The organism is Bradyrhizobium sp. INPA03-11B, from assembly GCF_040446015.1.
Classification (GTDB): domain Bacteria; phylum Pseudomonadota; class Alphaproteobacteria; order Rhizobiales; family Xanthobacteraceae; genus Bradyrhizobium; species Bradyrhizobium macuxiense_A.
Window position 1 is genome coordinate 92,395 of record NZ_JASGSR010000010.1, and the last position, 26,192, is coordinate 118,586.

Consider the following 26,192-nt stretch of genomic DNA (forward strand, 5'->3'; position numbering starts at 1 on the left):
TGGCGGTCGATCATACTGCGCTTCCGCCTCCCTGCCTATATCGTTCGTATACGAATGATCCTGCGCGCGAGCCTCAAGCCTGTCAAGCGGCCTTTGCAATCAAACCCTGCCCTACGCTTGCGCACCCTGTTCATAAAGCGTGCACTCGCTGCAGCGCGGCATGCCGCCGCTTGCACGTTTGTATACAAACGTTATCCTCGCCCGCGATTGGACGCTGACGTTGCAGCGCAAACATCAGGGGAGAACCGGGGCAATGCGCCTGACCGTGAACGGCAGGAATCATGATGTCGATGCCGAGCCCGACACCGCATTGCTTTACGTGCTGCGCAACGACCTCGCATTGAACGGACCGAAATACGGCTGCGGGCTCGGCGAGTGCGGCGCCTGCGCGGTGCTGATCGACGGCGTCGCCGCGCGTTCCTGCGTGATTCCGATCGAAGGCTGCACGGGGCGCAGCATCGTCACGCTCGAAGGCCTCGGCACGCGCGAACATCCCGATCCGGTGCAGGACGCCTTCATTCACGAGCAGGCCGCGCAGTGCGGCTATTGCCTCAACGGCATGATCATCACCACCAAGGCGCTGCTGACGCGCAATCCAAATCCGTCCGAGCACGAGGTGCTGGAAGCGCTGCGCTACAATCTCTGCCGCTGCGGCGCGCATATCGAAATCATCCGCGCCGCGATGCGCGCCGCCGGCCACACGCTCGAGGCGCGCGATTGATGGCGGACGCACGGCCTCCAGAGCAACGCAAGCGCGGCTCGCTGTCGGTCGTTCGCCCGGCGGTGCTCGGCGCGGAAGGCGCGTTCGAGACCTTCATCACCATCACATCAGACGGTTCGGTCAACGCCTATAACGGCCATGTCGATCTCGGCACCGGCATCCGCACCGCACTCGGACAGATCGTCGCCGAGGAGCTCGACGTCTCCTTTGCCCGCGTGGTCGTGATCCTCGGCGACACCGCGGTCGTGCCGAACCAGGGCGCGACGATCGCGAGCGAAACCATCCAGATCACCGCCGTTCCCCTGCGCAAGGCCGCAGCGCAAGCGCGGCATTTTTTGCTCGCGCGGGCAACTGAGCGACTTGAGCTGCCCGCCAGTGAGCTCACGATCGAGGACGGCCTGATCCGCGGACACGACAACCGCAGCGTCAGCTATGGCGAGTTGATCGCGGACGAAACCATCCGGCTCGAGCTCGCCGACGACGTTCCGGTCAAGGAAGTGAGCGCCTATTCCGTGGTCGGCAAGTCGATGCCGCGCGTCGACCTGCCTGCAAAGGCCACCGGCGAGCTCGTCTATGTCCACGATGTGCGCGTGCCGGGCATGCTGCACGGCCGCGTCGTGCGCCCGCCTTATGCCGGTGTCGATGCCGGCCCGTTCGTCGGCAGCAGCCTGATCGCGGTGGATGAAGGATCAGTACGCGATATCCCCGGCCTGGTCGCAGTGGTGCGGATCGGCGATTTCGTCGGCGTCGTCGCCGAGCGCGAGGAGAATGCGATCAAGGCCGCCGCGCAGCTCAAGCTGAGCTGGAAACCGGGACCGGCGCTGACCGATCTTTCCGACATCGAGCAGGCGCTGCGCGCCAATCCCTCGACGCCGCGGCAACTGATCGACAAGGGCGACGTCGATGCAGCGATCAAGGCCGCGGCCAAGCCGATGCAGCGGACCTACGTTTGGCCCTACCAGATGCACGGCTCGATCGGTCCATCCTGCGCGGTTGCCGATTACAGCGAGGGCGCGATCCGGGTCTGGTCCGGCACGCAGAACTCGCACATCCTGCGCGGTGATCTCGCGCTCTTGATCCAGCGGCCGGAATCCGAGATCGACGTGATCCGGATGGAAGCCGCCGGCTGTTACGGCCGCAACTGCGCCGACGACGTCTCGGCCGATGCGCTATTGCTGTCGCGCGCGGTCGGCCGCCCGGTGCGGGTGCAGCTGACCCGCGAGCAGGAGCATGCCTGGGAGCCGAAGGGCACCGCGCAGCTGATGGACGTCAATGGCGGGCTCAATGCCGACGGCAGCGTCGCCGGCTATGACTTCTCCACGCGCTATCCCTCGAACGGCGCGCCGACGCTGGCGCTGCTGCTCACCGGGCGGATCGCGCCTGAAGCGGCGGTGTTCGAGATGGGCGACCGCACCGCGATCCCGCCCTACGACTACGAGAACATGCGCGTCGTCGCCAACGACATGCCGCCGATCGTGCGCGCCTCCTGGTTTCGCGGCGTCTCGGCGCTGCCGAACACGTTTGCGCATGAATCCTACATCGACGAGCTCGCGGCGGAGGCCGAGGTCGATCCGATCGAGTACCGGCTGCGCTATTTGAAAGACAAGCGCGCCATCGATCTCGTCAACGCAGTCGCCGAGCGCGCCGGCTGGACGCCCCGGCCGGTGTGGAAAGAGCCCGAGGCGGACGGCGACATCGTGCGCGGCCGCGGCTTTGCCTATGCGCTCTATGTGCACAGCAAGTTTCCGGGCTACGGCGCGGCTTGGTCGGCGTGGATCGCCGACGTCGCCGTCAACAAGGCGACCGGCGATGTCAGCGTGACGCGCGTCGTCGCCGGCCAGGACTCCGGATTGATGATCAATCCCGAGGGCGTGCGGCATCAGATCGAAGGCAACGTCATTCAGTCGACCAGCCGCGCGCTGATGGAGGAAGTCTCCTTCGAGCGCGGCGCGGTGGCGGCGCGGGAATGGGGCGCCTACCCCGTCATCACATTCCCTGAGTTGCCCAAGATCGACGTGCTGATGCTGCCGCGGCAGGACCAGCCGCCGCTTGGCGTCGGCGAATCCGCTTCGGTGCCGAGCGCCGCCGCGATCGCCAATGCGATCTACGACGCGACCGGCGTCCGCTTTCGCGAGCTGCCCTTCACGCCGGAGCGCATATTGAAAGGCTTGCGCGGCGAGCAGCCCGTTGCCCCCGCCCCGCTTCCGCCGCCTACGCCGACAGCTCCGCTCAACAGATGGCAGAACCCGTTTGCGAAACGTGGCGGCATCCTCGCCGGCATTGCCGCGCTCTGCGCCGCCGCGATCGGGATCGGCGCGGCCGTGCTGCCGTGGCGCGCGATCGCGCCGATCGCCCGGCCCGATGCTTCGGTCTATTCTGCGACCACCATCGCGCGCGGCAAGGAGCTCGCGGCGCTCGGCGCCTGCGCCGTCTGCCACACCTCGGAGCACGGCATCTTGAACGCCGGCGGCCGGCAGCTCGAGACGCCGTTCGGCACCATCTACACGACCAACATCACGCCCGATGTCGACACCGGCATCGGCGCCTGGTCCTACCCCGCCTTCGAGCGTGCGATGCGCGAGGGCATTCATCGCGACGGTCGCCATCTCTATCCGGCGTTTCCGTACACGCACTTCGCCAAGACCAATGATGCTGACCTGCAGGCGCTCTATGCCTATCTGATGGCGCAGGCACCGGTGCGCGCCGAGAGGCCGGCGAACGCACTCGCCTTTCCGTTCAACCTGCGGCCGCTACTCGCCGGATGGAATGCGCTGTTCCATCAGCAGCAGGTATTCCAGCCCGATCCATCGAAGTCGGCGACCTGGAATCGCGGCGCCTATCTGATCGAAGGCCTCGGCCATTGCAGCGCCTGCCACTCGCCGCGCAATGCGCTCGGCGCCGAACGGCAAGCGGCCTATCTCGCCGGGGGATTTGCCGAAGGCTGGGAGGCGCCGGCACTGACGTCGCTGTCGAAGGCGCCGATCCCGTGGAGCGAGGACGAGCTCTACGCCTATCTGCGCACCGGCGAGTCCCACCTGCACGGCGTCGCCGCCGGGCCGATGGCGCCGGTCGTGCGGGAGCTCGCCGCGCTGCCCGACCAGGACATCCGCGCGATGGCGGTCTACCTCGCCTCGTTCAACGCGACCACCGACCGGTCGGCCCACGATGCCATTGCTGCGAAACTCGAGGCTAGCACCGTGGTGACCACGGCCGCCTCGGCAGGTGCCCGGATCTATCAAGGCGCCTGCGCGGTCTGCCACGAGGTCGGCGGCCCGCCACTGTTCGGCAGCCGGCCGTCGCTGGCGCTCAACAGCAACCTCCATAGCGACGCCCCCGACAATCTGATCCAGGTGATCCTGCACGGCATCGCCAAGCCGGCCGTGACCGATCTCGGCTATATGCCGGCGTTCCGGGACAGCATGACCGACCGCCAGGTCGCCGAGCTCGCCTCCTTCCTCCGCAGCCAGTTTGCCCCCGGCAAGCCGGCCTGGACCGATGTCGCCGCCACGGTGGGCCGTATACGGCAGACCATAGCGCGCTGACCTGCCATGTTCCGCCCGATACCCACTGGGCGGGCGCCGCGGGGCAGGCTAAGGTTCCCGCATGACCGTGACAGATATCGCGACCCGGACCTATAACCACGGCTGGCGGCTCGACCCGATCGTGCGCAGCCTGCTGGACACCGATTTCTACAAGCTGTTGATGCAGCAGATGATCCGGGAAAGCTATCCGGACACCCGCACGACCTTTTCGGTGATCAACCGCTCAACCCATATCCGGCTCGCCGAGATCATCGACGAGGGTGAGCTGCGCGCCCAGCTCGACCACGCCCGCACCATCCGCTTCTCCAAGAAGGAACTGATCTGGCTCGCCGGCAACACGTTCTACGGCAAGACACAGATGTTCTCGCCCGATTTCATCAACTGGCTCTCGACCTTCCGCCTGCCCGAATACGAGTTGCACAAGGTCGACGGCCAGTATGAGCTGCATTTCCACGGACCGTGGACCCACACCACGATGTGGGAGATCCCGGCGCTCGCGATCCTCAACGAGCTGCGCTCGCGCGCGGCGACCAAGACCTACGGCCGCTTTGCGCTCGACGTGCTCTACGCCCGCGCCAAGGCCAAGCTGTGGACCAAGGTCGAGCGGCTGCGCAAGCTCGACGGCCTGCGGCTGTCCGATTTCGGCACGCGCCGCCGCCACGGCTTCCTGTGGCAGCGCTGGTGCGTCGAGGCGGTGAAGGAAGGCCTCGGTTCCTCCTTCACCGGAACGTCGAACGTGCTGCTCGCGATGGACAACGATCTCGAGGCGATCGGTACCAACGCGCATGAGCTGCCGATGGTGGCTGCTGCGCTCGCCAATTCCGACGAGGAATTGCGCTGGGCGCCCTATCAGATCCTCGATCAATGGCGTCATGCCTATGGCGGCAACCTCCTGATCGCGCTGCCCGACGCCTTCGGCACCAAGCCGTTCCTGCGCGACGCGCCGGAATGGGTCGCCGACTGGACCGGCTTCCGGCCCGACAGCGCGCCGCCGATCACCGCCGGCGAAGAGATCATCAAGTGGTGGAAGCAGAAGGGCCGCGATCCCAAGGAGAAGCTGCTGGTGTTCTCCGACGCGATGGATGTCGGCTCGATCGAAGAGACGTTCCATCACTTCAAGGGGCGTGTCCGCGTCAGCTTCGGCTGGGGCACCAACCTCACCAATGATTTCATCGGCTGCGCGCCCGACGGCTCCGCCGAACTCGACCCGATCTCGATCGTCTGCAAGGTGACGTCGGTCGACGGACGCCCGGCCGTGAAACTCTCCGACAATCCGGAGAAGGCGACCGGCATCCCCACCGAGGTCGAGCGCTATTTGCGCGTGTTCGGCAATGTCGGCCGTGTTCGCACCGCAGTTCACGTCTAGACCTGCAGACCAAATATCCTCATCGACTGACCTGACGAGTTTCGCATGCCCGCACCCAAGCCGCCTGCCTTCGAAACCCTGAGCCTGCATGCCGGCCAGCGCCCCGATCCCGCGACCGGCGCACGCGCGGTGCCGATCTATCAGACCACGTCCTACGTGTTCCAGGACGCCGACCACGCCGCGGCGCTGTTCAACCTCGAACGCGCCGGGCATATCTATACGCGCATCTCGAACCCGACCACCGCGGTCCTTGAGGAGCGCATCGCCGCGCTCGAATGCGGCGTCGGCGCGATCTGCACCGCCAGTGGCATGGCCGCGATGCATCTTGCGATCGCAACCCTGCTCAACGCCGGCGACCATATCGTCGCCTCCGCCTCGCTCTATGGCGGCACCATCAATTTGCTGGCGCACACGCTGCCGCGCTTCGGCATCACCACGACCTTCGTGAAGCCCCGCGCGCTGGACGAATTCCGTGCCGCGATCAAGCCAAACACGCGGCTCGTGATCGGCGAGACCATCGGCAATCCCGGCCTCGAAGTACTCGATATCCCCGCAGTGGCGCAGATCGCGCATGATGCGAAGATCCCGCTGTTGATCGACAACACCTTCGCGACGCCGTATCTGAGCCAGCCGATCGAGCTCGGTGCCGACATCACGATGAACTCGGCGACCAAGTGGATGGGCGGCCACGGCATCGCGATCGGCGGCGTCATCGTCGACGGCGGCCGGTTCGACTGGCGCGCCTCCGGCAAATTCCCGCAGCTCACCGAGCCCTATGCCGGCTATCACGGCATTGTCTTCGACGAGCAGTTTGGCAAGGCCGCCTTCATCATGCGCGCCCGCACCGAGGGCCTGCGCGACTTCGGCGCCTGCCTGTCGCCGACCAACGCCTTCCAGCTGCTGCAGGGCATCGAGACGCTCGGCGTCCGCATGGACCGCCATGTCAGCAACACCCATGCGGTGCTGGACGCCCTTGCCGCGAACAAGGCGGTCGACTGGGTGCTGCATCCGTCGCTGGAGACGCATCCCGACTACGCGCTGGCAAAGAAGCTCTTGCCGCGCGGCGCCGGCTCGATCATCAGCTTCGGCATCAAGGGCGGCCGCGCCGCCGGCAAGAAGTTCATCGAACAGTTGAAGCTGATCAGCCATCTCGCCAATGTCGGCGACGCCAAGACGCTGGTGATCCACCCCGCCAGCACCACGCATCAGCAGATGGACGCCGAACAGCTCAAGGCCGCCGGCATCGGTGAGGAGCTGGTGCGGCTGTCGGTCGGCATCGAAACCGCTGACGATATCATCGACGATCTCGGCCAGGCGCTGCGCGCCTCGCAAAGGACTTAAGCGCCATGCAGCTTTCAGTGAACGGGGCAGACACCTTCATCGCCACCGGCGGCAAGCCATTCGATGCATCGCTGCCGGCTGTCGTGATGATCCACGGCGCCGGCTTCGACTCTTCGACCTGGGCGCTGCACAGCCGCTGGTTCGCCCATCACGGCTATTCCGTGCTGGCGCCCGATTTGCCCGGCCACGGCCGCTCCGCCGGCAAGCCGCTGCCGACGATCGCCGAAATGGCCGACTGGATCGCCGCGCTGATCACCGCGGCCGGCGCGGCGAAGGCCCGGCTGATCGGCCACTCGATGGGCTCGCTGATCGCGATCGAGACCTCGGCGCGCCATCCCGACAAGGTCTCCGGCCTCGCCCTGATCGGCACCGCCGCGACCATGACGGTCGGCCCCGATCTCCTGAAGGCCGCTGAAGCCAATGACGTCACCGCGATCGACATGGTCTCGATCTGGGGCCTCGGCTTCAAGGCCGAGCTCGGCGGCAGCCTCGCGCCGGGCCTCTGGATGCACCAGGGCGCGCAGCGTGTGCTGCAAGAGGCGAAGCCCGGCGTACTCTACACCGACCTCAACGCCTGCAACGCCTACCAGAACGCGCTCACGGCCGCTGCCGCGGTCAAGGTGCCCGCGACCTTCGTGCTCGGCGAGCGCGACATGATGACCCCCGCCAAGGCCGGCAAGGCCCTCGCCGCGGCGACGCCGAATGCCCGGACCGTTGTGCTGCCGGGCGCCGGCCACATGATGATGGTCGAGCAGCCGGACGAACTGCTGGCGGCGCTGCAGTAGCAAAGCCGCGAACGCCTTCTCCCGCTGAGGGAGAAGGTAGCGCGCAGCGAGCGTCCCTAAAAATATCGAAAACAACCCCATGCAAAGGCGCAGGGCTGCCGCCGGCACCCGAACAAGCAACTTGACCAGTCGGGCAAATCAGCGATATATTCTATTATTCCGAACTACTGCGAACGCCTGCCGCCGCTGCAGTTCGCAAGGAACTGACAAGATGAAGCCGAACCGGGGCGCGCCTGTCGAGCTGCTCCTCTTGTCGACATTGCGCTCGCGATTCCTGTCCTGTCGGCACTGCTTGTCAGCGTTCTCAAGCTGGCCTGGCGACGCGCAATCTCGAAGCCTTCCCGCGCTCGCGCGGCGCGGCGGACAAACAAGCCCAGTCTGGAGGTCACAATGACCAGGAACGAAGCGAATTCCCGCCATCGGCGGGAAGCCGACAAAGCTTTCAAGGCTATCAACAATGCCAAACCGATGACCGACTACGCGAAGGCGGAGCAATCCTTTCGCGAGAATCGCGAGCGTCTGAAAGCCGAGCGTCTGGCCCGGGAAGCTGCGGCGAAGCCCCTGCGGGATAGCCCGGCATTATCGAAGCATCGACCTAAAGCATCGTGAGCACGACGATTCCGTCTTCGAGCTCTCCTAAAGCCAGGCGCGCTCGCGCGATCCTCTCGAACTCCGTCCGATATTTGTGCAGATAGTTGAACGCCTGCTTGTCGGTTTGGAACGTCGTCGTAAGCCGGCACATTTGTCGCGCTGCGCCCAGCGCGAGGGTGAACGTGATCGTTCCACCGCCGTCCGATTTTGCTCTGGGCACGGTCAGCACTCTCCCGGCTTGTAACTCTGTCCTCGGCAAATCCATCGACACTGGTCGAGGACGTCTATCGCAGCAGCTTTCTCGTGCGCTTCTTGGCCGGGGACGCCGGCGAGGCTGCCGCAAGGGTCGCGTCCGTAGCTTCCTTGGCCATGCGTAGCTCGCGGAGGCGCGCCATGTTCCTGCGCACTTCGATCGCCTGCCGTTCGACATCCGCGATTGCCCGCACGCCTTCTTCGGCGGCGAGGCGCTGACGATCGGCGCGCGCGATCGCTTCAGGTGACGGTACTGCCGATTTCCTGGCGCTCATCCTTCACCCGTTCAAGATAGGCAAACCCGCTCAATCCAGCGATCGAGCGGGCAGCATTGCCGCTTCAGTACATCCGTGAAACGGCGCGACGAGATCAAGCCAGCGAGAGATTTTCGGCGCTGACCTTGCCCCGCATCTTGTCAGTCTTGAGCTCGTAATTGACCTTCTGACCCTCGGCGAGACCCGAAAGGCCGGCGCGCTCGACCGCACTGATGTGAACGAACACATCGTTGCCGCCGTCGTCCGGCTGGATGAAACCGAAGCCCTTTTGGCCGTTGAACCACTTAACCGTACCTGTCGTCATTCTCTTCTCCAAAGCGCGCAAACGCATTTCGCGCGACAATCGCGCGGCGATTTCAACTTCGTCGATGTCTTTGGAAAAGGAGCCCGCGGGCGCGTTCAACAAGGCACAGCGGCTAATCGAATAAGGGTAATATACACGATAACGGCCATATTACAAGGAAGGCGGACAATTTGATTCAGCTCACGTTGCAGCTCCGTTCAGGGCAGTTCCAATGGGACTTCAGGTCTTTATCGTTTGACTTGTTATCGCGGGAGTGGTCACTTTCCTTTCCACTGAACCGCATCGCCGTGACGAGCAAAATTGCTCGTTCGAGGCTGGCGAGGAAATGCGCGGTCGCTCTCATTCTTCCATTCGCAACGAACTCCTGCGCAATTGGCTGCGCGCAGGATCGTCCCAATTTGCAGTCAGCGAGGAGATTTAATGCAGGTCGTAGTCCGCGATAACAATGTCGACCAGGCACTTCGTGTTCTGAAGAAAAAAATGCAGCGTGAAGGCGTTTTCCGCGAAATGAAGCAGCGTCGTGCCTATGAGAAGCCTTCGGAGAGAAAGGCGCGCGAAAGGTCCGAGGCTATTCGCCGGGCTCGCAAGCTCGCTCGCAAGCAAGCGATCAGGGAAGGTCTGCTGCCGGCGCCCCCGAAGAAGAAGCTCCCCGAACGCAAGCCGTCCCTCCCGCGAACTTCCGCGTCCGCGGGCTGAGGGAACAAAGCGACAAGTCACGCTGTCCCTGTCAGCCGATGCCACTCTCGTTGATAAGGAACAGCCGGTTGGCGCCGATGTTGAATCAGCGCCAGAAGCAATGAGGCACCGGAGCGACGCGCTATTATTTCGAAATTCTCAGACGCGATCCGTATCAATGACCAATGGCGGGTCGTGTTCCGGTGGATCGACGCGGGTCCAGAAGACGTGGGGATAATCGGCTATCACTAGCCAGGGCGTGTACTCATCAATCGAGGCGGCTCGGATCACGCGCGTTCGATGTCTGCTATGGCCCTGACAGGAGCGCGAAAGCGGACCTTGCCGTAAGTCCGAGAGGGGCCAATACCTGACTTCCATGCTCGCACGCGCAGCCTCATTCCGCCAGCTCGGCCAGCAAGGCTTGGGCCTGCTTCAAGTCCAACGTGTCAACGCCCTCGGTAAACCAGCTGTAGGCCGGAGCGAGCAGTTCTCGGGCCTTATCCCGCTTCCCTTGATCGCGCCACAGCCGCGCCATGCTCATCGCGGCGCGCAGCTCGAACGATTTTGCTCGCTGCTTGCGGGCGACTTCGAGAGCTTGAGTAAAGCTTGCTTCCGCTTCCTTTGCGGATGCTCCGAAAAGCAGTCGGAGTTCACCCTCAATTCTGAGTACGTCGGCGTGCCAGAGATATTCGCCTGTTTCGACTATCAGCTCCTTGGCTCTTCTGATCGCGCTCAGGCTATCCTGCATATCTCCCGCGCGTGCTTGCAGGATGGCAAGGAGAGAATGGTAGTGTGGTGAATGAAATCGAACTTGTTGTTCGGCGGCATGTATGCCCTGTTTCATCAGCGTAATGCCGTCTTCCAGCTGCTCTGCGTACCCGATCGCCCAGCCCCTCAGTATTTGACCGCAGCTGATGGCCCAGTGTGGCACCCGAGATCCGAGTCGCGCGTTCAAGTCTTCAACGTAGCTCTTGACGTCTTCCATCTTGCCGAGCAATGCGGATAACTGTGCGCCAGCGTAGATGCTAACCACGCCGCTGGTATTCGCGTGGTTGGCGTCCAGGGCATGCTTGATTGCCTTTTGGCGTGCTGCGATCGCTTGGTCGGGGTATCCCAAGACCCACAGGCTCAGTGCCAGATAGGCGAAACCTGACGCGTGCGGATCCGTAACGTAAAGCACGGAAAGAGACTGGTCCATTTCGTCCTTGTCGATTGCAAGGATCTCTTCCAACTGTGCTCTCGCCGCCTCGAACCCGCCAATTTCAAGCAACGAAACGCCCATGGCGCGGTGCGCGATCAGTCGCGCCAGGCGGTCGCCGGTGTGCGCCGCCAGCGCTTGGCAGCGCTCCGAATACTCTAGTGCCTTGGCGATCCTGCCACTCGCTATGCAATAGGCATACTGTCCGTAGAGGCTCGGCAACAGGCGCTGCGTGTCGCCTAATTTTTCACACAGGGCGATGGCACGATCGCGTGCAGCTCCGACGAGTGGGTTGCCATACCCGTGCTGAGCAGCCAAAGGCGTTCCCAAGGCGAGCTGGAAGTCGAGTTCCTGCCGGTCTTTCTGAGTCGAATCCGGCAGGGTCATCAACATCTCCCGGCCCCGTCCGAGATGACGCACAGCCTCCTCGTCGGCGGAGCGCTCCGCTGCACGCCGTCCGGCCTTCAACCAGTATGAGATAGCGATCTCGGCCTGTCCGGCCTTTGTGAAATGGTGCGCCAACAGCTCGGGATCGATGCTGCCATGCTCGGGAGAGAGCTGTTCGAGCACTCTGGCAATTCGTGCATGCAGCTCCTGACGGGGTGCCCGCAGCAGCGTGCTGTAGGCGGCATCTTGCACCAAGGCATGCTTAAAGGTGTATTCCGCGTCTGGCGGCAATCCGCGCCGGAAGATCAGTTCGGCGGATACCAGCTGATCGAGTGCTCCGTTCAGCTCAGCTGAGTTCCGCTGCGCTACGGACAGCAGCAGTTCGTACGAGAACTCCCGGCCGATGGCCGCGCCAACCTGAGCCACCTCTTTGGCGAGTGAGCCGAGCCGATCAAGCCGCGCCATCAGCGAGGCATGAAGGCTCGGAGGGACGGCGACAGATGGCGAGAGAATACTCGCAGCTGTTCGCTCAGCACCTTGCTCACCTGCCTCCAGCACCGCCTTGGTCATCTCCTCGACGAACAGGGGTATGCCATCAGTGCGCTCGATAATGTCCTGTCTGATGCCCGCGGGAAGCAGCGCGTCTCCGGACACCCGGTCGACTATGGCCTTGCTCTCGTCCTGGCCGAGGCGGTTCAGATGGACGACGGCGATATAGGGCTTTTCGGTCCACGGCGGGTCGAACTCGGGTCGGTACGTGATGATCAGCAGCACCCGGAGGTTTTTTAGGCGATCAATCGTACGACTGACTGCTTCAAGGCTCGTCGGGTCGATCCAATGCACATCCTCGAAGATCATCAGGACCGGACTGGCCTTGGATAGTGCATCGAGTTGGGCGGTTAACGCCTCAAACGTATTCTGTCGGCGTTGCGGCGCAGTTAATTTGAGGCTGGGATAACGTCCGTCATTCGCTAAAGAAAGCATTTCAGCGAGCAGCGCGGCGTCTTGTGGTGACGTAAAACTCCGAGCCAAAAGGGCGTCTAGTTTGTCGAGCCTTGCTTGCATTGGGTCCTCATGCGCAAACCCAGCCGCACGCTCCATCTGGCTAATGATCGGGTAAAGCGCGCTGTCTGTATGCTGCGGTGAGCAGAAATAGCGCAAGCGCGTGTGCGGCTCGGAAGCAAGTCGTTCAATCACCGCTGCCGTGAGCCGTGACTTGCCAATGCCCGGTTCGCCGGAAAGCAACACCACTTGGCCCTGACCGGCCTTTGCCTTCGACCAGCGCCCTAGTAGTAGGCCGAGCTCTTCTTGGCGCCCGATGAGTTCTGTCAGTCCGCCCGCGTGCAGGGCCTCGAAGCGCCCCTCGACTATAGAAGGGCGCAGTGCCGCCCAAGCCTTGATGCGGCCCGGGACACCTTTGAGTTCCCGCAGTCCAAGGTCCCTCAGTTCAAACAGATCGCCAAAGAGCCTTCGCGTGCTCTCAGCAATGACAACGGCGTTCGGCTCAGCCAGGGCTTGCAGGCGCGCGGCAAGGTTAGGTGTTTCGCCAATGATGCCGCGCTCCTGCGCTTCCCCTGATCCGATGAGATCGCCAACGACCACCAGTCCGGTCGCGATACCGACGCGGGTTTGCAGCGGAACGGACAATCTGAGCGCGCCAACTGCAGCAATCGCTTCCAATCCTGCGCGCACGGCGCGCTCAGCGTCGTCCTCGTGCGCCTGCGGATAGCCGAAATAAATGAGCACGCCGTCGCCCATGTACTTCGCGACGAAGCCCCCGAAGCGGCGCACGGCATCGGCGACGCACGTTTGATACGCCGAAATGATCTCGCGCAGATCCTCTGGGTCCATACGCGTGGACAGTGACGTTGAACCGACAAGGTCCGAGAACATCACGGTAACCTGGCGGCGCTCGGCAGTATTCTTGGCGGCTTTGTTGGTTGCCACAGGAGCGTCGGATAGCGGCGTTGGTGCGCCCGCTTCAGCGCGCAAGGCGGCAATGGCGTCGAGCAGCTTACGGCGATGTCCGACCAATCCGACGCCGAGGTCCTTCAAGTCCTCCGCCGTCAAGCTCGGCAGGACAGTGTCGTCGATCTCATTCTCACGGAACGCCGCCTCGTATCGTGCGAGGCCAAGCCTCCGCAGCCAATCGCCGAGGTCCATGACCGGCACCCCAGTTCGCCTAGCGCTGCATGATTCCCCAGGCGAGACAGTCTGTCTGGGGTACCGCTTCTTGAATGACCGGTTCGAGTCACAACCGGTGAAGCTCAGCACGAGCACAAATTTCCGCTTCGCCTCCAAGACCCGACATTTTGCACGTTATGAGTACACGCCCTGGTGTAGTCGGTCCACACGAATCGCGTAGCAAAAAAAAACGCTTACGCCACACCTCTACCCCCTCGGGGGCTGGCAAGCCACCCTCTCCCACCTCGGGAAAGGGTCAGGAGAGTTCCGTGGATCGCACCGTGCTTACTGCTTCGCTGGCTTCCTTCCGATCGGGTGGATCTCGATCGCGCGCAGGCGGCCGAGGCGGAGCACATCCATCGACAGAGTGCGGTCGATCCGGCTGTGATCGAGCGCGCGGATCAGGTCGTCGACACCGTTGATCTCGAGGCCGTCAAGCCGGATCACGACGTCGCCCGGCAGCAGGCTGGCGCGCGCGGCCGGGCTGTCCGGCTCGATCTGCATCAACAGCGCGCCCATCTTGTTCTCGACGCCGGCGAGCACCGCATGGCGCCGCGGCACCGGCGCGGTCTGGCCCGCGACGCCGATATAGGCGCGGCGGACATAGCCGTGGCGGATGATCTCCGACAGCACGAACTGCGCGGTGTTGCTGGCGACCGCAAAGCAGATGCCCTGCGCGCCGTTGATGATCGCGGTATTGATCCCGATCACCTCGCCCTTCGACGACACCAGCGGGCCGCCGGAATTGCCGGGATTGAGCGCGGCATCGGTCTGGATCACGTCCTCGATGGTCCGCCCGCTGACCGAGCGGATCGAGCGGCCGAGCGCCGACACCACGCCGGCGGTGACCGTCGATTCGAAACCGAGCGGATTGCCGATCGCGACCACGAGTTGGCCGCGCCGCAACGTCTTCGAGTTGCCGAGCGAGGCATAGGGCAGATCGCGCGCGCCATCGGCCCGCAGCAGCGCGAGGTCGGTGTCGGGATCGACGCCGAGCACATGAGCGTCGGTGACGAAGCCCTCGGTGTCGCGCAGGCGGATCTCCTTGGACGAGCCGACCACATGGCTGTTGGTCAGGACGAAGCCGTCGGGCGAGATCACGATGCCCGAGCCGAGCCCACCGCGCTCGCGCGCATTACGCACCTTCGGCCCGGTCTCGACGCGGACCACAGCCGGGCCGACGCGGTCGGTGACGTCGATCACGGCATTGGAATAGGCATCCAGCAAAGCCCGGTCATCAACGTGAGATGCGGCTTGGGCATCCGCTTGGGCAGCATCAGCCGTTCGCGGTGACGTCGTGTCATCGGCGGCATCTGAGGTAAAATCCAGCATGGCGAGAGTCCTTTGGTCTGCTCAGATGGTGACCGGCTCCCGCTGCCGCAAGTGGTTACGCCCGGCACCTGCCCGGCTGGCTAGGGCAAGATAAGTCTAGGATCGAAGCCGCTCGGCCGCGCGCTTGCTTCACCTCTCCCCATTGGGAGAGGTCGGATTGCGAAGCAATCCGGGTGAGGGCTCTTGCCCTCTCGATAGACCGTAATCCCTCACCCGATTTGCTGCGTAAATCGACCTCTCCCAAGGGAGAGGTGAAGCACCGCTGTCGGTGGAGGTCAGCCCAATCTCATCAGCCCTGGGGCGCCCGCCGCAGCGTGCCGCCGCGCGCTTTGACCGGATCGAGCAGCGACCAGTCGCCGTCCGGCAGCACATGGCCCTTCGGGAACGGCGCGCGCAGCTCGAGCCCGAGCGAGCGCAGCACGCGGTCGTCGCGGTAGTAGCATTGCAGCACCACGCGGACGAGCGTCGCCGCGGCAGCGCCGCCAAGCTTACGAAACTCCTGCGCCACCGCGTCGCGCTTGGCTTCGTCGAGCTCGGCGAGCGGCTTGCCCGCAAGCCTTGCCAGATGATCCAGCGCCTGCGCGACCAGCGCGGTGTCGCGGCCGAGCGTTGCCAGCATGTCGGCCTGGATCGCGGCATCGTCCGCGCCAGGCACCTTGTACTCGTCGCTTTCGGGAACGATCATCGCGGCGACGGTGCGGAGATCGGCGCGCTGGGCTGCGGTCAGTTGTTTTGCATCGGACATGGACGGTCTCAATCGAACAGATTGGCGAGGCGCTGCTTCATCTGGTCGGCGATGTAGAGCGCAAGGGCCTGGATGGTGGAGGTCGGATTCACGCCGCCCGAGGTGACGAAGATGCTGCCGTCGACGATGAACAGGTTCTTCACGTCGTGCGAGCGGCCCCATTCGTTGACCACGGAGCGCGCTGGATCGGTGCCCATCCGCGCGGTACCCAGCAGGTGCCAGCCGCCCCAGGGAATCGGATCGTTGATGCAGATGTCGGTGGCGCCCGCCGCATCGAGGACCTCGCGGCCGCGCGCCAGCGCATGGTCCATCATCTTCCGGCTGTTGGCTGAGATCGTGTAGTCGATCTTCGGTGCGGGAATGCCGTGGCTGTCCTTCAGCACGGGATCGAGCGTGACGCGGTTGTGCTCCTCGGGCAGGTCCTCGCAGATCGCGGAGACCGCAAGGCGATGCCCGTTGAGCCTGCGGAACACGCGGTGATGATCTTTGCCCCAGGGTAGAATGCCCTTCTGCTCGCTCGCGACCGCCTCGAACACCGGCCCGGCGCCGCGGCCGAACTGGATGCCGTAACCGCGAACGAAACCGCGCGACAGATCGGTGTCGTAGAACTCCTTGCTCCACAGGCAGGTCGGCGGCGCGCGGTTGCTATCGGTCGGCTCCTTCACGAAACCGTAGATCTGCGCATAGGGGTGGAACATCAAATTCTTGCCGACCAGGCCGGACGAATTGGCGAGGCCGTTGGGGAATTTTGCCGACACCGAATTGAGCAGCAGCCGCGGCGTGCCGACGCCGTTGCAGGCGATGATCACGACCTCGGCCGGCTGGAATTGCTCGACGCCATCCTTGTCGTAATAGACGACGCCGGAAGCCATGCCGTGCTCGTTGGTCAGGATCTCGCGCACCCGGCAATGGGTTTTCAGCTCGACCCCGGCGCGGATGGCGTGCGGCCAATAGGTGATGTCGGTCGAGGCCTTGGCGCCCTGCGCGCAGGCCGGCGTGCAGTGGCCGAGATTGATGCAGCGCGCCCTGCCCTCGTAATCCATCGTCGCCACTGTCGTGTCCGACGGCCACCAGTGCCAGCCGAGCTTGTTCAGGGCCTTGCCGAGCAGCGGGCCGGATAGCCCGAGCGGCTGCGGCGGCATCGGCGGATGCGACAGCGGCGACAGCGGGTCGCCCGACAGGCCCGAGACGCCCATCATGCGATCGTTCTCCTCGAAGAACGGCGTCAGCGCGTCGTAATCGACCGGCCAGTCGTCGGCGACGCCGTCGAGCGTCTTCACCTTGAAATCGGACGGATGCAGCCGCGGCCAGTGCGCGGTGTACATCACGGTCGAGCCGCCGACAGCGTTGAAGTTGACGACCTTGATCGGCGAATTGTCGTCATTGATCGGGTAATCTTCGGGCCGGCGGCGAACGTTGGGGCTGGTCGCCCACTCGCCGTAGAACTTCGCCTCCCAGTCGCGCCCGGTGCTCGGATATTCGGCAGGATTCATCCAGCCGCCCTGGTCGAGGCAGAGGATATGCATCTTGGTATCGGCGAGGCTCCAGGCCACCGCCGCGCCGGAGGCGCCGGCGCCGATGATCAGGACGTCAACGGGATCGTTCTTCATTCTTGTTTCCTGCTAGCTCTCCTTCGTCATTGCGAGGAGCGGAGCGACGAAGCAATCCACGCTTCCGCGCATGACGCACGATGGATTGCTTCGCTTCGCTCGCAATGACGGCTGGTGATGCGGCTCAATTCACGATTCTCACCGGCAAGCTTCGTATACCGCGGATGAAATTGGAATAGAGCCTTTGCGGCGGGCCCATCAGCTCAAAACGCAGATCACGCGCCAGAACCTCCTCCCAGAGGATGCGGAGTTGCTGCTCGGCGAGGCGGTCGCCGACGCAGCGGTGGACGCCGGCGCCGAAGGCGAGATGCTGGCGCGGCTTGGCGCGGTCGATGATGAATTCGTCGGCGTGCTCGATCTTGTCCTCGTCGCGGTTGCCGGAGATGTACCACATCACGACCTTATCGCCCTTTTTGATCTGCCGGCCGGCGAGCTCGACATCGTTGCGCGCGGTGCGGCGCATGTGCAGCACCGGCGTGTGGTAACGGATGGTCTCGGACACCAGGTTCGGGATCAGCTCCGGCCTTCCGCGGACCAGCTCGAACTGCTCTGGGTTCTCACACAGCGCCATCAGCCCGGCCGACATCGAGTTGCGCGTGGTGTCGTTGCCGCCGACGATCAAGAGCCCGATCGTGCCGATGAACTCGCGCGCATCCAGATTCCGCGTCGCCGGCGAATGCGCCAGCATCGAGATCAGGTCGAAGGTCGGAGGCGCATCGACCCGCGCGTCCCAGAGTTTGCGGAAATATTCTCCCATCTTGATCAGCTCGGCGGTGCGTTCGGCCTCCGAATGCACCACCGCGTCTGATGACTCGACGTTGGCGATCGCGACGTCCGACCACCAGGTCAGCTTGGCGCGGTCTTCAGAGGGAAAATCGAACAGCGTCGCCAGCATCATGTTGGTGAGGTCGACCGAGACCCGCTCGGCCCAATCGAAGGTCTCGTTGCGCGGCAGCGCGTCGAGCACGGTGGCGGTGCGCTTACGGATCAAGGCATCGAAATTGGCAAGGTTCGACGGCGCCACGATCGGCGCCACCGTGCGGCGCTGCGCGGTGTGGCCGGGCGGGTCCATGCGGATGAAGCTCGGCCGCTCCTGCCCCTTCGGCTGGTCAGCGACCTGGATACCGCCGAGCTCGGAAGCCGAGGAATAGTTCTGGTGATCGAGCTCGACGGCGAAGATGTCGTCGTAGCGCGTCACCGACCAATACGGGCCGTAGGGCGATGCCTCGCAATAATGCACGGGATCGTCGCGGCGGAGCTGTGCGAACAGCGGCCGCCAGGTGTCGTCCTGATAGAGCCGGGGGTTGCTGACATCGGTCGACGTCGGCCTGCGCAGCGCCTCTCCCATCGCCTCACTCCCGCTGGTTCCGTCGCCGCTTGCCGGGCGATCGCCTTGTCGCCCCGACGATAGCGGGTATCCCGCGGCCGAGTAAAGCCGCGGGGCGGACAGTCCGCCGCGCGGAATGCGCGCAGGCAGGCAGCCCCCGGCAAATCGCGATGGCTGCCCCGCACTTCGATGTTTGTCGACCGTGGCGAGACCGGTTAGCCTTGCCGGCAATCAACCCACAGGGAGCGACGACAGGTGGCCGCATCGCGCCAGGACAACAGCCCCGAGACGGCTGCGCTGGACTACGACGTCATCATCATCGGCGCCGGCCTCTCCGGCATGTACCAGCTCTACCGGCTGCGCGAACTCGGCCTTTCGGCGCGCGTGTTCGAGGCCGGCACCGGTGTGGGCGGCACCTGGTACTGGAACCGCTATCCCGGCGCGCGCTTCGATTCCGAAAGCTATTCCTACGGCTACTCGTTTTCGAAGGAGCTGCTCGAGGAATGGGAATGGTCGGAGCATTTTGCCGGCCAGCCCGAAACCCTGCGCTACTGCAACTACGTCGCCGACAAGTTCGAGCTGCGCCGCGACATCCAGTTCGAGAGCCGCGTCACGTCAGCGATCTACCAGGACGAGACGCGGAGCTGGCGGATCACGCTGGAAAGCGGCGCGCAGCATAGCTGCCGCTTCCTGATCACCGCGATTGGTCCCTTGTCGACGCCGACCCTGCCGCGCGTCGAGGGCCGCGACGATTTCAAGGGGCAATCGTTTCACACCGCGCGCTGGCCGAAGGAGAAGGTGGATTTCACCGGCAAGCGCGTCGCCGTGATCGGTACCGGCGCCACGGGCATCCAGACCATCCAGACCATTGCCGGCGAGGTCGGCCACCTCACCGTGTTCCAGCGCACCGCCAACTGGGCCGCCCCGCTGCGCAACGGCAAGATCGACGCGGAGACGCAAGGCAAGATCAAGGCCGGCTATGGCGAGATCTTCGCGCGCTGCAAGGAGACCTTCGCCTGCTTCGTGCATACGCCAGATCCGCGCGGCGCGTTCGAGGTCAGCGACGAGGTGCGTGAGGCGTTCTACGAGAAGCTCTACGGCGAACGCGGCTTCGGCATCTGGCAGGGCAATTTCAAGGATATCCTGATTGATCGCGCGGCCAATGCCACGATCAGCGATTTCGTCGCGCGCAAGATCCGCGCGCGCGTGAAGAACCAGGCGGTGGCCGAGAAGCTGATTCCGAAGAACCACGGTTTTGGCACGCGGCGGCTCCCGCTCGAAACCTTCTATTACGAGGTCTATAACCGCGACAATGTCGAGCTGGTCGATATCAAGGAAACGCCGATCGAGCGGATCACGCCCGAGGGCATCCGCACCACCGACAAGGACTACGGCTTCGACATCATCATCTACGCCACCGGCTTCGATGCCATCACCGGCAGTTTTGACAAGATCGATATCCGCGGTGCCGGTGGCGCGCGGCTGAAGGAGAAGTGGACGCACGGGCCGGAAACCTATCTCGGGCTGATGGTCGACGGCTTCCCCAACATGATGATGCTGATGGGCCCGCACACCGCGCTCGGCAACATCCCGCGCAGCATCGAATACAGCGTTGACTGGGTCACCGGCCTGCTCCGCTTCTCCAAGGATAAAGGCCTGACCTTCCTCGACGCCACGCCCGAAGGCACCGCCGGCTGGACCGATCACGTCAAGGTGCTCGGCGTCGGCCTGCTCTCCAACGAGGTCGATTCCTGGATGACCGGCATCAACGGCAACGTCGAAGGCAAGCAAAGGCGCATCGTCGCCCGCTACAGCGGCAGCGCGCCGGCCTATCGCGCGCGGTGCGATGCGGTGGCGGCGCAGGGGTATGCGGAGTTGAAGCTCGGCTGAACTGTCTCAGTGACGCGAGGCGCTCGCCCACGCTCCGCCGTCGTCCCGGCGAAAGCCGGGACCCATACGCCGCAGCAGATGTTGTTGATGGGACTCGTCGTTCCGGCATCGCGCAACAAGCACCATTGGTGGTTATGGGTCCCGGCCTTCGCCGGGACGACACCGAGTTTGTTACGCGAGTATACGCCTACACAGACTCACCACGCATCAATACACGGACGCTTCCGCGTCGTTCGCGGCTCTACCTTCGGCGCCGAGCGGAGGCCGGCCATGATCCAGTGCCTGGTGTCGGCGGGGTCGATCACCTCGTCGATCTCCAGCACCGAGGCGATCGAGACTGCCTTGCCGTTGGCGTAAAGCTCGGCGACCTTGGTCTGGAAATACTTCTCGCGCTCGACCGGATCGGCGATCGCTTCCATCTCCTTGCGGAAGCCGAGGCGGACATAGCCCTCGAGGCCCATGCCGCCGAATTCGCCGGTCGGCCATGCCACCGTGAAGAACGAGGCGTGGAAGCCGCCGCCGATCATCGACTGCGCGCCGAGACCGTAGCCCTTGCGCAGCACGATGCCGAACAGCGGCACCGTGATGCTGGCGCCGGTGACGAACATCCGCGCGACGTGGCGAACGATTGCGGTCTTCTCGGCCTCGGGGCCGACCATGAATCCCGGCGTGTCGCACAGCGAGACGATCGGGATGTCGAACGCATCGCACAGCTGCATGAAGCGCGCGGCCTTGTCACCGGCGGGCGCATCGATCGCGCCGCCGAGATGCTTCGGATTGTTGGCGATCAGGCCGAACGGCTTGCCTTCGATACGGATGAAGGCCGTGATCATGCCGACGCCGAAATCCCTGCGGATCTCCAGCACCGAGCCTTCGTCGGCGATCAGGTCGATCACGTTGCGGATGTCGTAGACCCGCAGGCGATTTTCCGGGATCGCGCGGCGCAGCAGCCGCTGGTCCGGCGCCTTCCAGTCCTGCACCGCGCCCTGGAAATAGGACAGGTATTTCTGCGCCACCGTCGTCGCCTCTTCCTCGTCCTCGACCAGGATGTCGATCACGCCGTTCGGCGACTGGAATGAGACCGGGCCGACCTCGGCCGGATGGTAGATACCGAGCCCGCCGCCCTCGATCATCGCGGGGCCGCCCATGCCGATCGAGGCATTTTTGGTTGCGATGATGACGTCGCAGACGCCGAGCATCGCGGCATTGCCGGCGAAGCAATACCCCGAGACCACGCCGACCACGGGCACGAGCCCGGAGAGTTTTGCGAACTGCACGAAGGACGGCCCGTCGAGGCCGGTCATGCCGAGCCGGTCGGTATCGCCGGGACGTCCGCCGCCGCCCTCGGCATAGAACACCAGCGGCATGCGCCACTGCTCGGCAAGGCCGAGCATGCGGTCGATCTTCTTGTGGTTCATATGGCCTTGCGTGCCGGCGAGCACGGTGTAGTCGTAGGAGATCACCATGCAGCGTGCGCCGTCGGCGCCGAAATCCAGGGCATTGACGGTGGCGACGCCCGCGATCAGGCCGTCGGCCGGCGTGTTCTTGATCAGGTCCTCGACCTTGCGGCGACGGCGTTGCGCGGCGATCGCGAGCGAGCCGTATTCGACGAACGAGCCCTCATCGACCAGCTGCGCGATATTCTCGCGCGCGGTGCGCTGGTTGGTCTTGCGGCGCCGCTCCACCGAGGCGGGACGGTTCTCGTCCAGCGTGATCGCCTTGCGCGCGATCAGCTCGGCGAGGTCGGGGCGGATATGATCGAGGTCGATCGCGGCCGCTTCTTCCGCGGCATGGCCGTCGACCTCGGCAGGTTCGAGGAACAGGATCGGCTCGCCATGCATCAGGGTGACGCCGATGCCGCCCGCGATCTTCGTCACCCGGCCGCCATGCGGCGCTGTGACGAGATGCTCCATCTTCATCGATTCCAGCACCGCGATCTGCTGGCCGGGACGGACCAGATCGCCCTCCGCGACCTCGATCGCCACGATCGTGCCCTGCAACGGCGCCGGGACCGGGAGCGAGCCTTCGGGAGCGGCTTCGGCGGTGACGGCCTTGGTCGTGGCCGCCTCGCTCACCTCGAGCAGCGGCGCAGCATGCTCATTCGCGGCGCCGACCAGCGCCGCCACATGGGTATCGATGAAATTGGTGCTGATCTTGTTCCGGCCAAAGCTCTGATGCGCCAGGATCGCGCCGAGCAGCGGGATGTTAGTGGCGACGCCGCCGATCCGGAATTCGCGCAGGGTGCGCGATGCCTTGTGTACCACGTCGGTCCATTTCGGGCTCGGCGAATGCACGATAACTTTTGCCAGCAGCGAGTCGAACGCTGCACTGGTCCGGTAGCCGGAATAGCCGAACGTATCGACGCGGACGCCGGGGCCGGACGGCAGGTCGAACACGCTGAGCGTGCCACCGGTCGGCTTCGTCACCCCCTTCTCGTCCATCACCTCCATGTTGACGCGGAGCTGCATCGCATAGCCGCGCGGCGGCGGCACAGAGGCTTGCGCCAGCCCGAGCGAGGCCAGCGTGGCGCCGGCGGCGACGGCGAGCTGCGAGCGCACGAGGTCGACACCCAGCACCGCCTCGGTGACGGTATGCTCGACCTGGAGCCGCGGATTGGCCTCGATGAAGGCGAAAGCGCCCTCGCCATCTCCGGCCTCGTCGTCGACCAGGAATTCGAAGGTGCCGAGATTGTCGTAGCGCGCGGCGGTCGCGAGTTGTTTGGCCGCCTCGATGATGCGCGCGCGCAGGCTCTCGCTCAATGACGGGCTCGGCGCCACCTCGATGAGCTTCTGGTTGCGGCGCTGGATGGTGCATTCGCGTTCCCAGAGATGGCTGATCGCGCCGTGGCGGTCGCCGATGATCTGCACCTCGATATGGCGCGCCTTGCGAATCAGCCTCTCGACATAAACAGCATCGCTGCCGAACGCCGCCTTGGCCTCGGACTGGCAGCGCGCATAGGCCTCGTCGAGCTTCGCGGCGTCCTCGACCACGCGCATGCCGCGGCCACCGCCGCCGGCGATCGCCTTGATCATCACGGCGGCATTGGCGCCGAGCGAGGCGAAGAAGGCTTTTGTCTCCTCAAGCGACGTCGCGCCCGAAGTACCGGCAATGATCGGCACGCCGCACTTTTTCGCCAGCGCCTTCGCCTTGGCCTTGTCGCCGAACAGATCCAGCGCTTCCGGGGACGGACCGACGAAGACGATCTTCTCCTCGGCACAGCGCCGCGCCAGCTGGGTGTTCTCGCTGAGGAAGCCGTAGCCCGGATGCAGCCCATCGCAGCCCGCGGCCTTCGCCGCCGCAATCACCGCCTCGATGTCGAGGTAGGCCCGCGCGCCGTGGCCGGGGATCTCGCGCGCCTCATCGGCGGAGCGGACATGCAGCGAGGCTGCATCATCGGCCGGATAGATCGCGACCGTGGCAAGGCCGCTCTCGGCGGCGGCACGGGCAATCCGGATCGCGATCTCACCGCGGTTGGCAATCAGCAATTTCTTGAACGACATGGACGGTTCCGTGAGACTCTCGGGCGAGTGATGTTTTTCTTCACCTCGCCCCGCAAGCGGGGCGAGGTAACTTCTAACGATCCTTCATGGTCGGATCGAGCACGACACGCAAGGATTCTCCGAGGGCGTTGAACGCCAGGGAGACGACGAGAATGGCAAGGCCCGGCGCATACATCTGCTCCGGGGCAATTTCCATATATTGATAGGCGCGCGCCAGCATGGCGCCCCAGCTCGGGTCCGGCGGCTGGATGCCGAGGCCGAGGAACGACAGGCTGGCTTCGGCCAAAAGCGCCGCCGCAAGCAGCAGCGTCACCTGCACAATGACCGGCTGCAGCGTGTTCGGCAGCACGTGGCGCCAGAGGATGTGCAAGGTCGGCGCACCAAAACCCCTGGACGCGTCGACATAGAGCTCCTGCCGCACGATCAGCGTGCGGGCGCGGACGATGCGCGCCAGCGCCGGAAACATCGTGATGCCGATCGCGATCATGCCGTTGGTGAGCCCGATGCCGAGCGCGCCGGTGACCGCGATCGCCAGCACGATGGCGGGGAACGACAGGAAGGTGTCGATGATGCGGCTGATGACGTCGTCGATCCAGCCACCGAAATAGCCGGCGATCAGGCCGACCGGCAGCCCGATCAGGACCGCGACACCGACCGCGAGCAGGCTGGCGTAAACAGTCGCCGGCGCGCCATAGATCAGCCGGGAGAAGACATCGCGGCCGAGATCGTCGGTGCCGAGCAGGTGCGAGGGCCCCGGCGGCGCCAGCATGTTGTTGACGTCCTGTGCGGTCGGCGCATAGGGCGCGATCCAGGGCGCGCCGATCGCGACGATGACCAGCACCAATAGCACCAGGATCGACAGCGCGGCACGCAGGTCCCCGGCGAGCCAGCGTAGCAAACGACGCAGCCGGGTCGGCCGGGCCGGCGCTTTCAGGGACGCGAGCGCCGTGTCGGTCATTGCTCGATCCTCGGATCGACCGCGGCACACAGCAGATCGGTGATCAGATTCACCGCGATCACAACCACCACCATGGTGAAGACGACGCCCTGCACGATCGGGAAATCGCGCTGGATCGCGCCGCGCACGATCAGGCTACCGAGGCCGGGAATGGCAAACACCGCCTCGATCACCACGGTCGCCGCCAGCATGCGGTTCACCAGCAGGCTGATGATTGTGAGCAGATTGACGCTGACATTCTTCAGGCCGTGCTGCCACAGGATCCGGGACATGGAGAGGCCCTTGGCGTGCAGCGTGCGGACATATTGCGACGACAGCACCTCCAGCAGCGCGCCGCGCAGCTGGCGCGCCACCTCGGCCATGCCATAGGCCGCGATCGCGATGGCAGGCAGCAGCGCGTGCCGGACCGCGTCAATCGGCGAGACGCTGAAGGATTTCGCGCCGGTCGCCGGCAGCCAGTTCAGCTTCAGCGAGAACTCCGCCACCAGGATCATCGCCAGCCAGAAGCCGGGCACCGCAACGCCGAGCGAGGCGATCATGCTGATCAGCTTATCGACCCAGCCGTTCGGCTTGACCGCGGCCATCACGCCCATCGGAATGCCCGTGATGAGCGCCAGCACCAGCGCGATCACGACGATCAGCAGCGTGTTCGGGAAGGCACGGCCGATCGAGTCCGCGACCTTCTCGCCGGTCAAGAGCGATTGCGAGAGATCGCCCTGCACGACATGGCCGAGCCAGGCGCCATACTGCACCAGGAACGGCCGGTCGAGGCCGTAGATCTGCCTGATCTCGGTGATCCGCGCATCGGTCGCGTTGTCGCCGGCGAGCGTGACCGCGATGTCGCCGGGCACCAGCTTGAGCAGTGCGAACACCATGAAGGTCGCAAGCAGGATCACGGGCAGCGCCTGCACAAGGCGGCTGCCGATGACCTTGACCGGTGACCGTCGCGCCATTGCCTAACCCTCGAGCCAGACGTCGTCGTATTTCGGCTTGCCGAGCAGATTGGGCCGATAGCCCTGCACCTTCTTGTTCATGGCGACCAGCTCGAATTGGAACGCCAGCGGCACCACGAAGGCATTCTCCATCACCAGCCGCTGCACGGTTGCGAACGCCTTGCGCCTGACCTCGATATCTTCAGAGGCGCGCGAGTCCTTGATCGCGACCTCGAGCTCCGGCGGGACCGGCGCGCGGCCGCCATTGTAATAGGCG

At 64.6% G+C, this 26,192-nt stretch carries 19 protein-coding genes and 1 pseudogene; 8 read left to right on the top strand and 12 right to left on the bottom strand.

The window, feature by feature from the left end; all coding sequences use genetic code 11:
- Positions 1–253 precede the first annotated feature (253 nt).
- The 6 genes from QMZ05_RS06410 to QMZ05_RS06435 all read left to right on the top strand — a co-directional run bounded on the left by QMZ05_RS06410 (position 254) and on the right by QMZ05_RS06435 (position 8,364).
- The gene (locus tag QMZ05_RS06410; RefSeq protein ID WP_353700026.1) at positions 254–721 is read left to right on the top strand and encodes a (2Fe-2S)-binding protein; all 468 of its coding nucleotides are present in this window, start codon (positions 254–256) and stop codon (positions 719–721) included.
- Positions 721–4,263 (top strand): molybdopterin cofactor-binding domain-containing protein, encoded by a 3,543-nt coding sequence (locus QMZ05_RS06415; protein WP_353700027.1) that lies wholly within the window; start codon positions 721–723, stop codon positions 4,261–4,263. The genes QMZ05_RS06410 and QMZ05_RS06415 overlap by 1 nt, the downstream gene beginning before the upstream one ends.
- A 61-nt stretch (positions 4,264–4,324) precedes the next feature.
- Entirely contained in the window at positions 4,325–5,629 is a 1,305-nt protein-coding gene (pncB, locus tag QMZ05_RS06420; protein ID WP_050426094.1) for a nicotinate phosphoribosyltransferase, read from the top strand.
- A 45-nt stretch (positions 5,630–5,674) separates the two neighbouring features.
- Positions 5,675–6,970 carry an O-acetylhomoserine aminocarboxypropyltransferase gene (locus QMZ05_RS06425; protein WP_279710206.1) on the top strand — a complete coding sequence of 432 codons (1,296 nt, stop codon included), beginning with the start codon at positions 5,675–5,677 and terminating at the stop codon, positions 6,968–6,970.
- 5 nt (positions 6,971–6,975) lie between these two features.
- Complete coding sequence (locus QMZ05_RS06430; RefSeq protein ID WP_353700028.1) at positions 6,976–7,755, top strand: alpha/beta hydrolase; 780 nt, start codon at positions 6,976–6,978, stop codon at positions 7,753–7,755.
- Between the two features lie 390 nt (positions 7,756–8,145).
- Positions 8,146–8,364 (top strand): hypothetical protein, encoded by a 219-nt coding sequence (locus QMZ05_RS06435; protein WP_353700029.1) that lies wholly within the window; start codon positions 8,146–8,148, stop codon positions 8,362–8,364.
- On the opposite strand, the gene QMZ05_RS06440 is transcribed toward QMZ05_RS06435, so the two are convergent.
- The 3 genes from QMZ05_RS06440 to QMZ05_RS06450 form a co-directional block, all read right to left on the bottom strand.
- Complete coding sequence (locus QMZ05_RS06440) at positions 8,351–8,575, bottom strand: hypothetical protein (protein ID WP_128971638.1); 225 nt, start codon at positions 8,573–8,575, stop codon at positions 8,351–8,353. The genes QMZ05_RS06435 and QMZ05_RS06440 overlap by 14 nt on opposite strands.
- A 55-nt stretch (positions 8,576–8,630) precedes the next feature.
- A complete protein-coding gene (locus QMZ05_RS06445; protein WP_353700030.1) occupies positions 8,631–8,873 on the bottom strand; it encodes a transcriptional regulator in 243 nt (80 codons plus the stop codon).
- A gap of 94 nt (positions 8,874–8,967) precedes the next feature.
- Positions 8,968–9,177 carry a cold-shock protein gene (locus QMZ05_RS06450; protein ID WP_353700042.1) on the bottom strand — a complete coding sequence of 70 codons (210 nt, stop codon included), beginning with the start codon at positions 9,175–9,177 and terminating at the stop codon, positions 8,968–8,970.
- A 420-nt stretch (positions 9,178–9,597) separates the two neighbouring features.
- Between QMZ05_RS06450 and rpsU the strand changes: the two genes are divergently transcribed.
- Positions 9,598–9,873 carry a 30S ribosomal protein S21 gene (gene rpsU / locus QMZ05_RS06455; RefSeq protein WP_353700031.1) on the top strand — a complete coding sequence of 92 codons (276 nt, stop codon included), beginning with the start codon at positions 9,598–9,600 and terminating at the stop codon, positions 9,871–9,873.
- 373 nt (positions 9,874–10,246) lie between these two features.
- Here rpsU and QMZ05_RS06460 read toward each other — a convergent pair whose 3' ends face one another.
- The 5 genes from QMZ05_RS06460 to QMZ05_RS06480 all read right to left on the bottom strand — a co-directional run bounded on the left by QMZ05_RS06460 (position 10,247) and on the right by QMZ05_RS06480 (position 18,656).
- Positions 10,247–13,600, bottom strand: coding sequence for an adenylate/guanylate cyclase domain-containing protein (locus tag QMZ05_RS06460; RefSeq protein ID WP_353700032.1), 3,354 nt, complete (start codon positions 13,598–13,600; stop codon positions 10,247–10,249).
- Positions 13,601–13,906: 306 nt separating this feature from the next.
- Positions 13,907–14,953 (bottom strand): trypsin-like peptidase domain-containing protein, encoded by a 1,047-nt coding sequence (locus QMZ05_RS06465; RefSeq protein WP_353700033.1) that lies wholly within the window; start codon positions 14,951–14,953, stop codon positions 13,907–13,909.
- A gap of 289 nt (positions 14,954–15,242) precedes the next feature.
- Positions 15,243–15,698: a hypothetical protein gene (locus QMZ05_RS06470; RefSeq protein WP_353700034.1), complete on the bottom strand. Its 456-nt coding sequence runs from the start codon at positions 15,696–15,698 to the stop codon at positions 15,243–15,245.
- A gap of 8 nt (positions 15,699–15,706) precedes the next feature.
- On the bottom strand, positions 15,707–17,308 hold the full coding sequence (locus QMZ05_RS06475) for a GMC family oxidoreductase (protein ID WP_353700035.1): 1,602 nt from the start codon (positions 17,306–17,308) through the stop codon (positions 15,707–15,709).
- Between the two features lie 124 nt (positions 17,309–17,432).
- Positions 17,433–18,656 (bottom strand): cytochrome P450, encoded by a 1,224-nt coding sequence (locus QMZ05_RS06480; RefSeq protein ID WP_353700036.1) that lies wholly within the window; start codon positions 18,654–18,656, stop codon positions 17,433–17,435.
- A 234-nt stretch (positions 18,657–18,890) separates the two neighbouring features.
- Between QMZ05_RS06480 and QMZ05_RS06485 the strand changes: the two genes are divergently transcribed.
- Positions 18,891–20,525, top strand: a complete 1,635-nt coding sequence (locus QMZ05_RS06485; protein WP_353700037.1) for an NAD(P)/FAD-dependent oxidoreductase — start codon at positions 18,891–18,893, stop codon at positions 20,523–20,525.
- Positions 20,526–20,722: 197 nt separating this feature from the next.
- On the opposite strand, the gene QMZ05_RS06490 is transcribed toward QMZ05_RS06485, so the two are convergent.
- The 4 genes and pseudogenes from QMZ05_RS06490 to QMZ05_RS06505 all read right to left on the bottom strand — a co-directional run.
- Complete coding sequence (locus QMZ05_RS06490) at positions 20,723–24,025, bottom strand: carboxyl transferase domain-containing protein (protein ID WP_353700038.1); 3,303 nt, start codon at positions 24,023–24,025, stop codon at positions 20,723–20,725.
- Between the two features lie 73 nt (positions 24,026–24,098).
- Positions 24,099–24,983 (bottom strand): ABC transporter permease, encoded by an 885-nt coding sequence (locus QMZ05_RS06495; RefSeq protein ID WP_353700039.1) that lies wholly within the window; start codon positions 24,981–24,983, stop codon positions 24,099–24,101.
- Positions 24,980–25,936, bottom strand: coding sequence for an ABC transporter permease (locus tag QMZ05_RS06500; RefSeq protein ID WP_353700040.1), 957 nt, complete (start codon positions 25,934–25,936; stop codon positions 24,980–24,982). Before QMZ05_RS06500 ends, QMZ05_RS06495 begins: the two co-directional genes overlap by 4 nt.
- Before the next feature lie 3 nt (positions 25,937–25,939).
- Positions 25,940–26,192, bottom strand: a pseudogene (locus QMZ05_RS06505) (peptide ABC transporter); the annotation flags it as partial.

Coding starts and splice junctions, on each gene's coding strand:
- QMZ05_RS06450 (WP_353700042.1), bottom strand. CDS start 9,177: ATGACGACAGGTACGGTTAAGTGGTTCAACGGCCAAAAGGGCTTCGGT.
- QMZ05_RS06490 (WP_353700038.1), bottom strand. CDS start 24,025: ATGTCGTTCAAGAAATTGCTGATTGCCAACCGCGGTGAGATCGCGATC.
- QMZ05_RS06410 (WP_353700026.1), top strand. CDS start 254: ATGCGCCTGACCGTGAACGGCAGGAATCATGATGTCGATGCCGAGCCC.
- QMZ05_RS06415 (WP_353700027.1), top strand. CDS start 721: ATGGCGGACGCACGGCCTCCAGAGCAACGCAAGCGCGGCTCGCTGTCG.
- QMZ05_RS06495 (WP_353700039.1), bottom strand. CDS start 24,983: ATGACCGACACGGCGCTCGCGTCCCTGAAAGCGCCGGCCCGGCCGACC.
- QMZ05_RS06465 (WP_353700033.1), bottom strand. CDS start 14,953: ATGCTGGATTTTACCTCAGATGCCGCCGATGACACGACGTCACCGCGA.
- QMZ05_RS06500 (WP_353700040.1), bottom strand. CDS start 25,936: ATGGCGCGACGGTCACCGGTCAAGGTCATCGGCAGCCGCCTTGTGCAG.
- pncB (WP_050426094.1), top strand. CDS start 4,325: ATGACCGTGACAGATATCGCGACCCGGACCTATAACCACGGCTGGCGG.
- QMZ05_RS06430 (WP_353700028.1), top strand. CDS start 6,976: ATGCAGCTTTCAGTGAACGGGGCAGACACCTTCATCGCCACCGGCGGC.
- rpsU (WP_353700031.1), top strand. CDS start 9,598: ATGCAGGTCGTAGTCCGCGATAACAATGTCGACCAGGCACTTCGTGTT.
- QMZ05_RS06470 (WP_353700034.1), bottom strand. CDS start 15,698: ATGTCCGATGCAAAACAACTGACCGCAGCCCAGCGCGCCGATCTCCGC.
- QMZ05_RS06445 (WP_353700030.1), bottom strand. CDS start 8,873: ATGAGCGCCAGGAAATCGGCAGTACCGTCACCTGAAGCGATCGCGCGC.
- QMZ05_RS06435 (WP_353700029.1), top strand. CDS start 8,146: ATGACCAGGAACGAAGCGAATTCCCGCCATCGGCGGGAAGCCGACAAA.
- QMZ05_RS06460 (WP_353700032.1), bottom strand. CDS start 13,600: ATGGACCTCGGCGATTGGCTGCGGAGGCTTGGCCTCGCACGATACGAG.
- QMZ05_RS06475 (WP_353700035.1), bottom strand. CDS start 17,308: ATGAAGAACGATCCCGTTGACGTCCTGATCATCGGCGCCGGCGCCTCC.
- QMZ05_RS06480 (WP_353700036.1), bottom strand. CDS start 18,656: ATGGGAGAGGCGCTGCGCAGGCCGACGTCGACCGATGTCAGCAACCCC.
- QMZ05_RS06425 (WP_279710206.1), top strand. CDS start 5,675: ATGCCCGCACCCAAGCCGCCTGCCTTCGAAACCCTGAGCCTGCATGCC.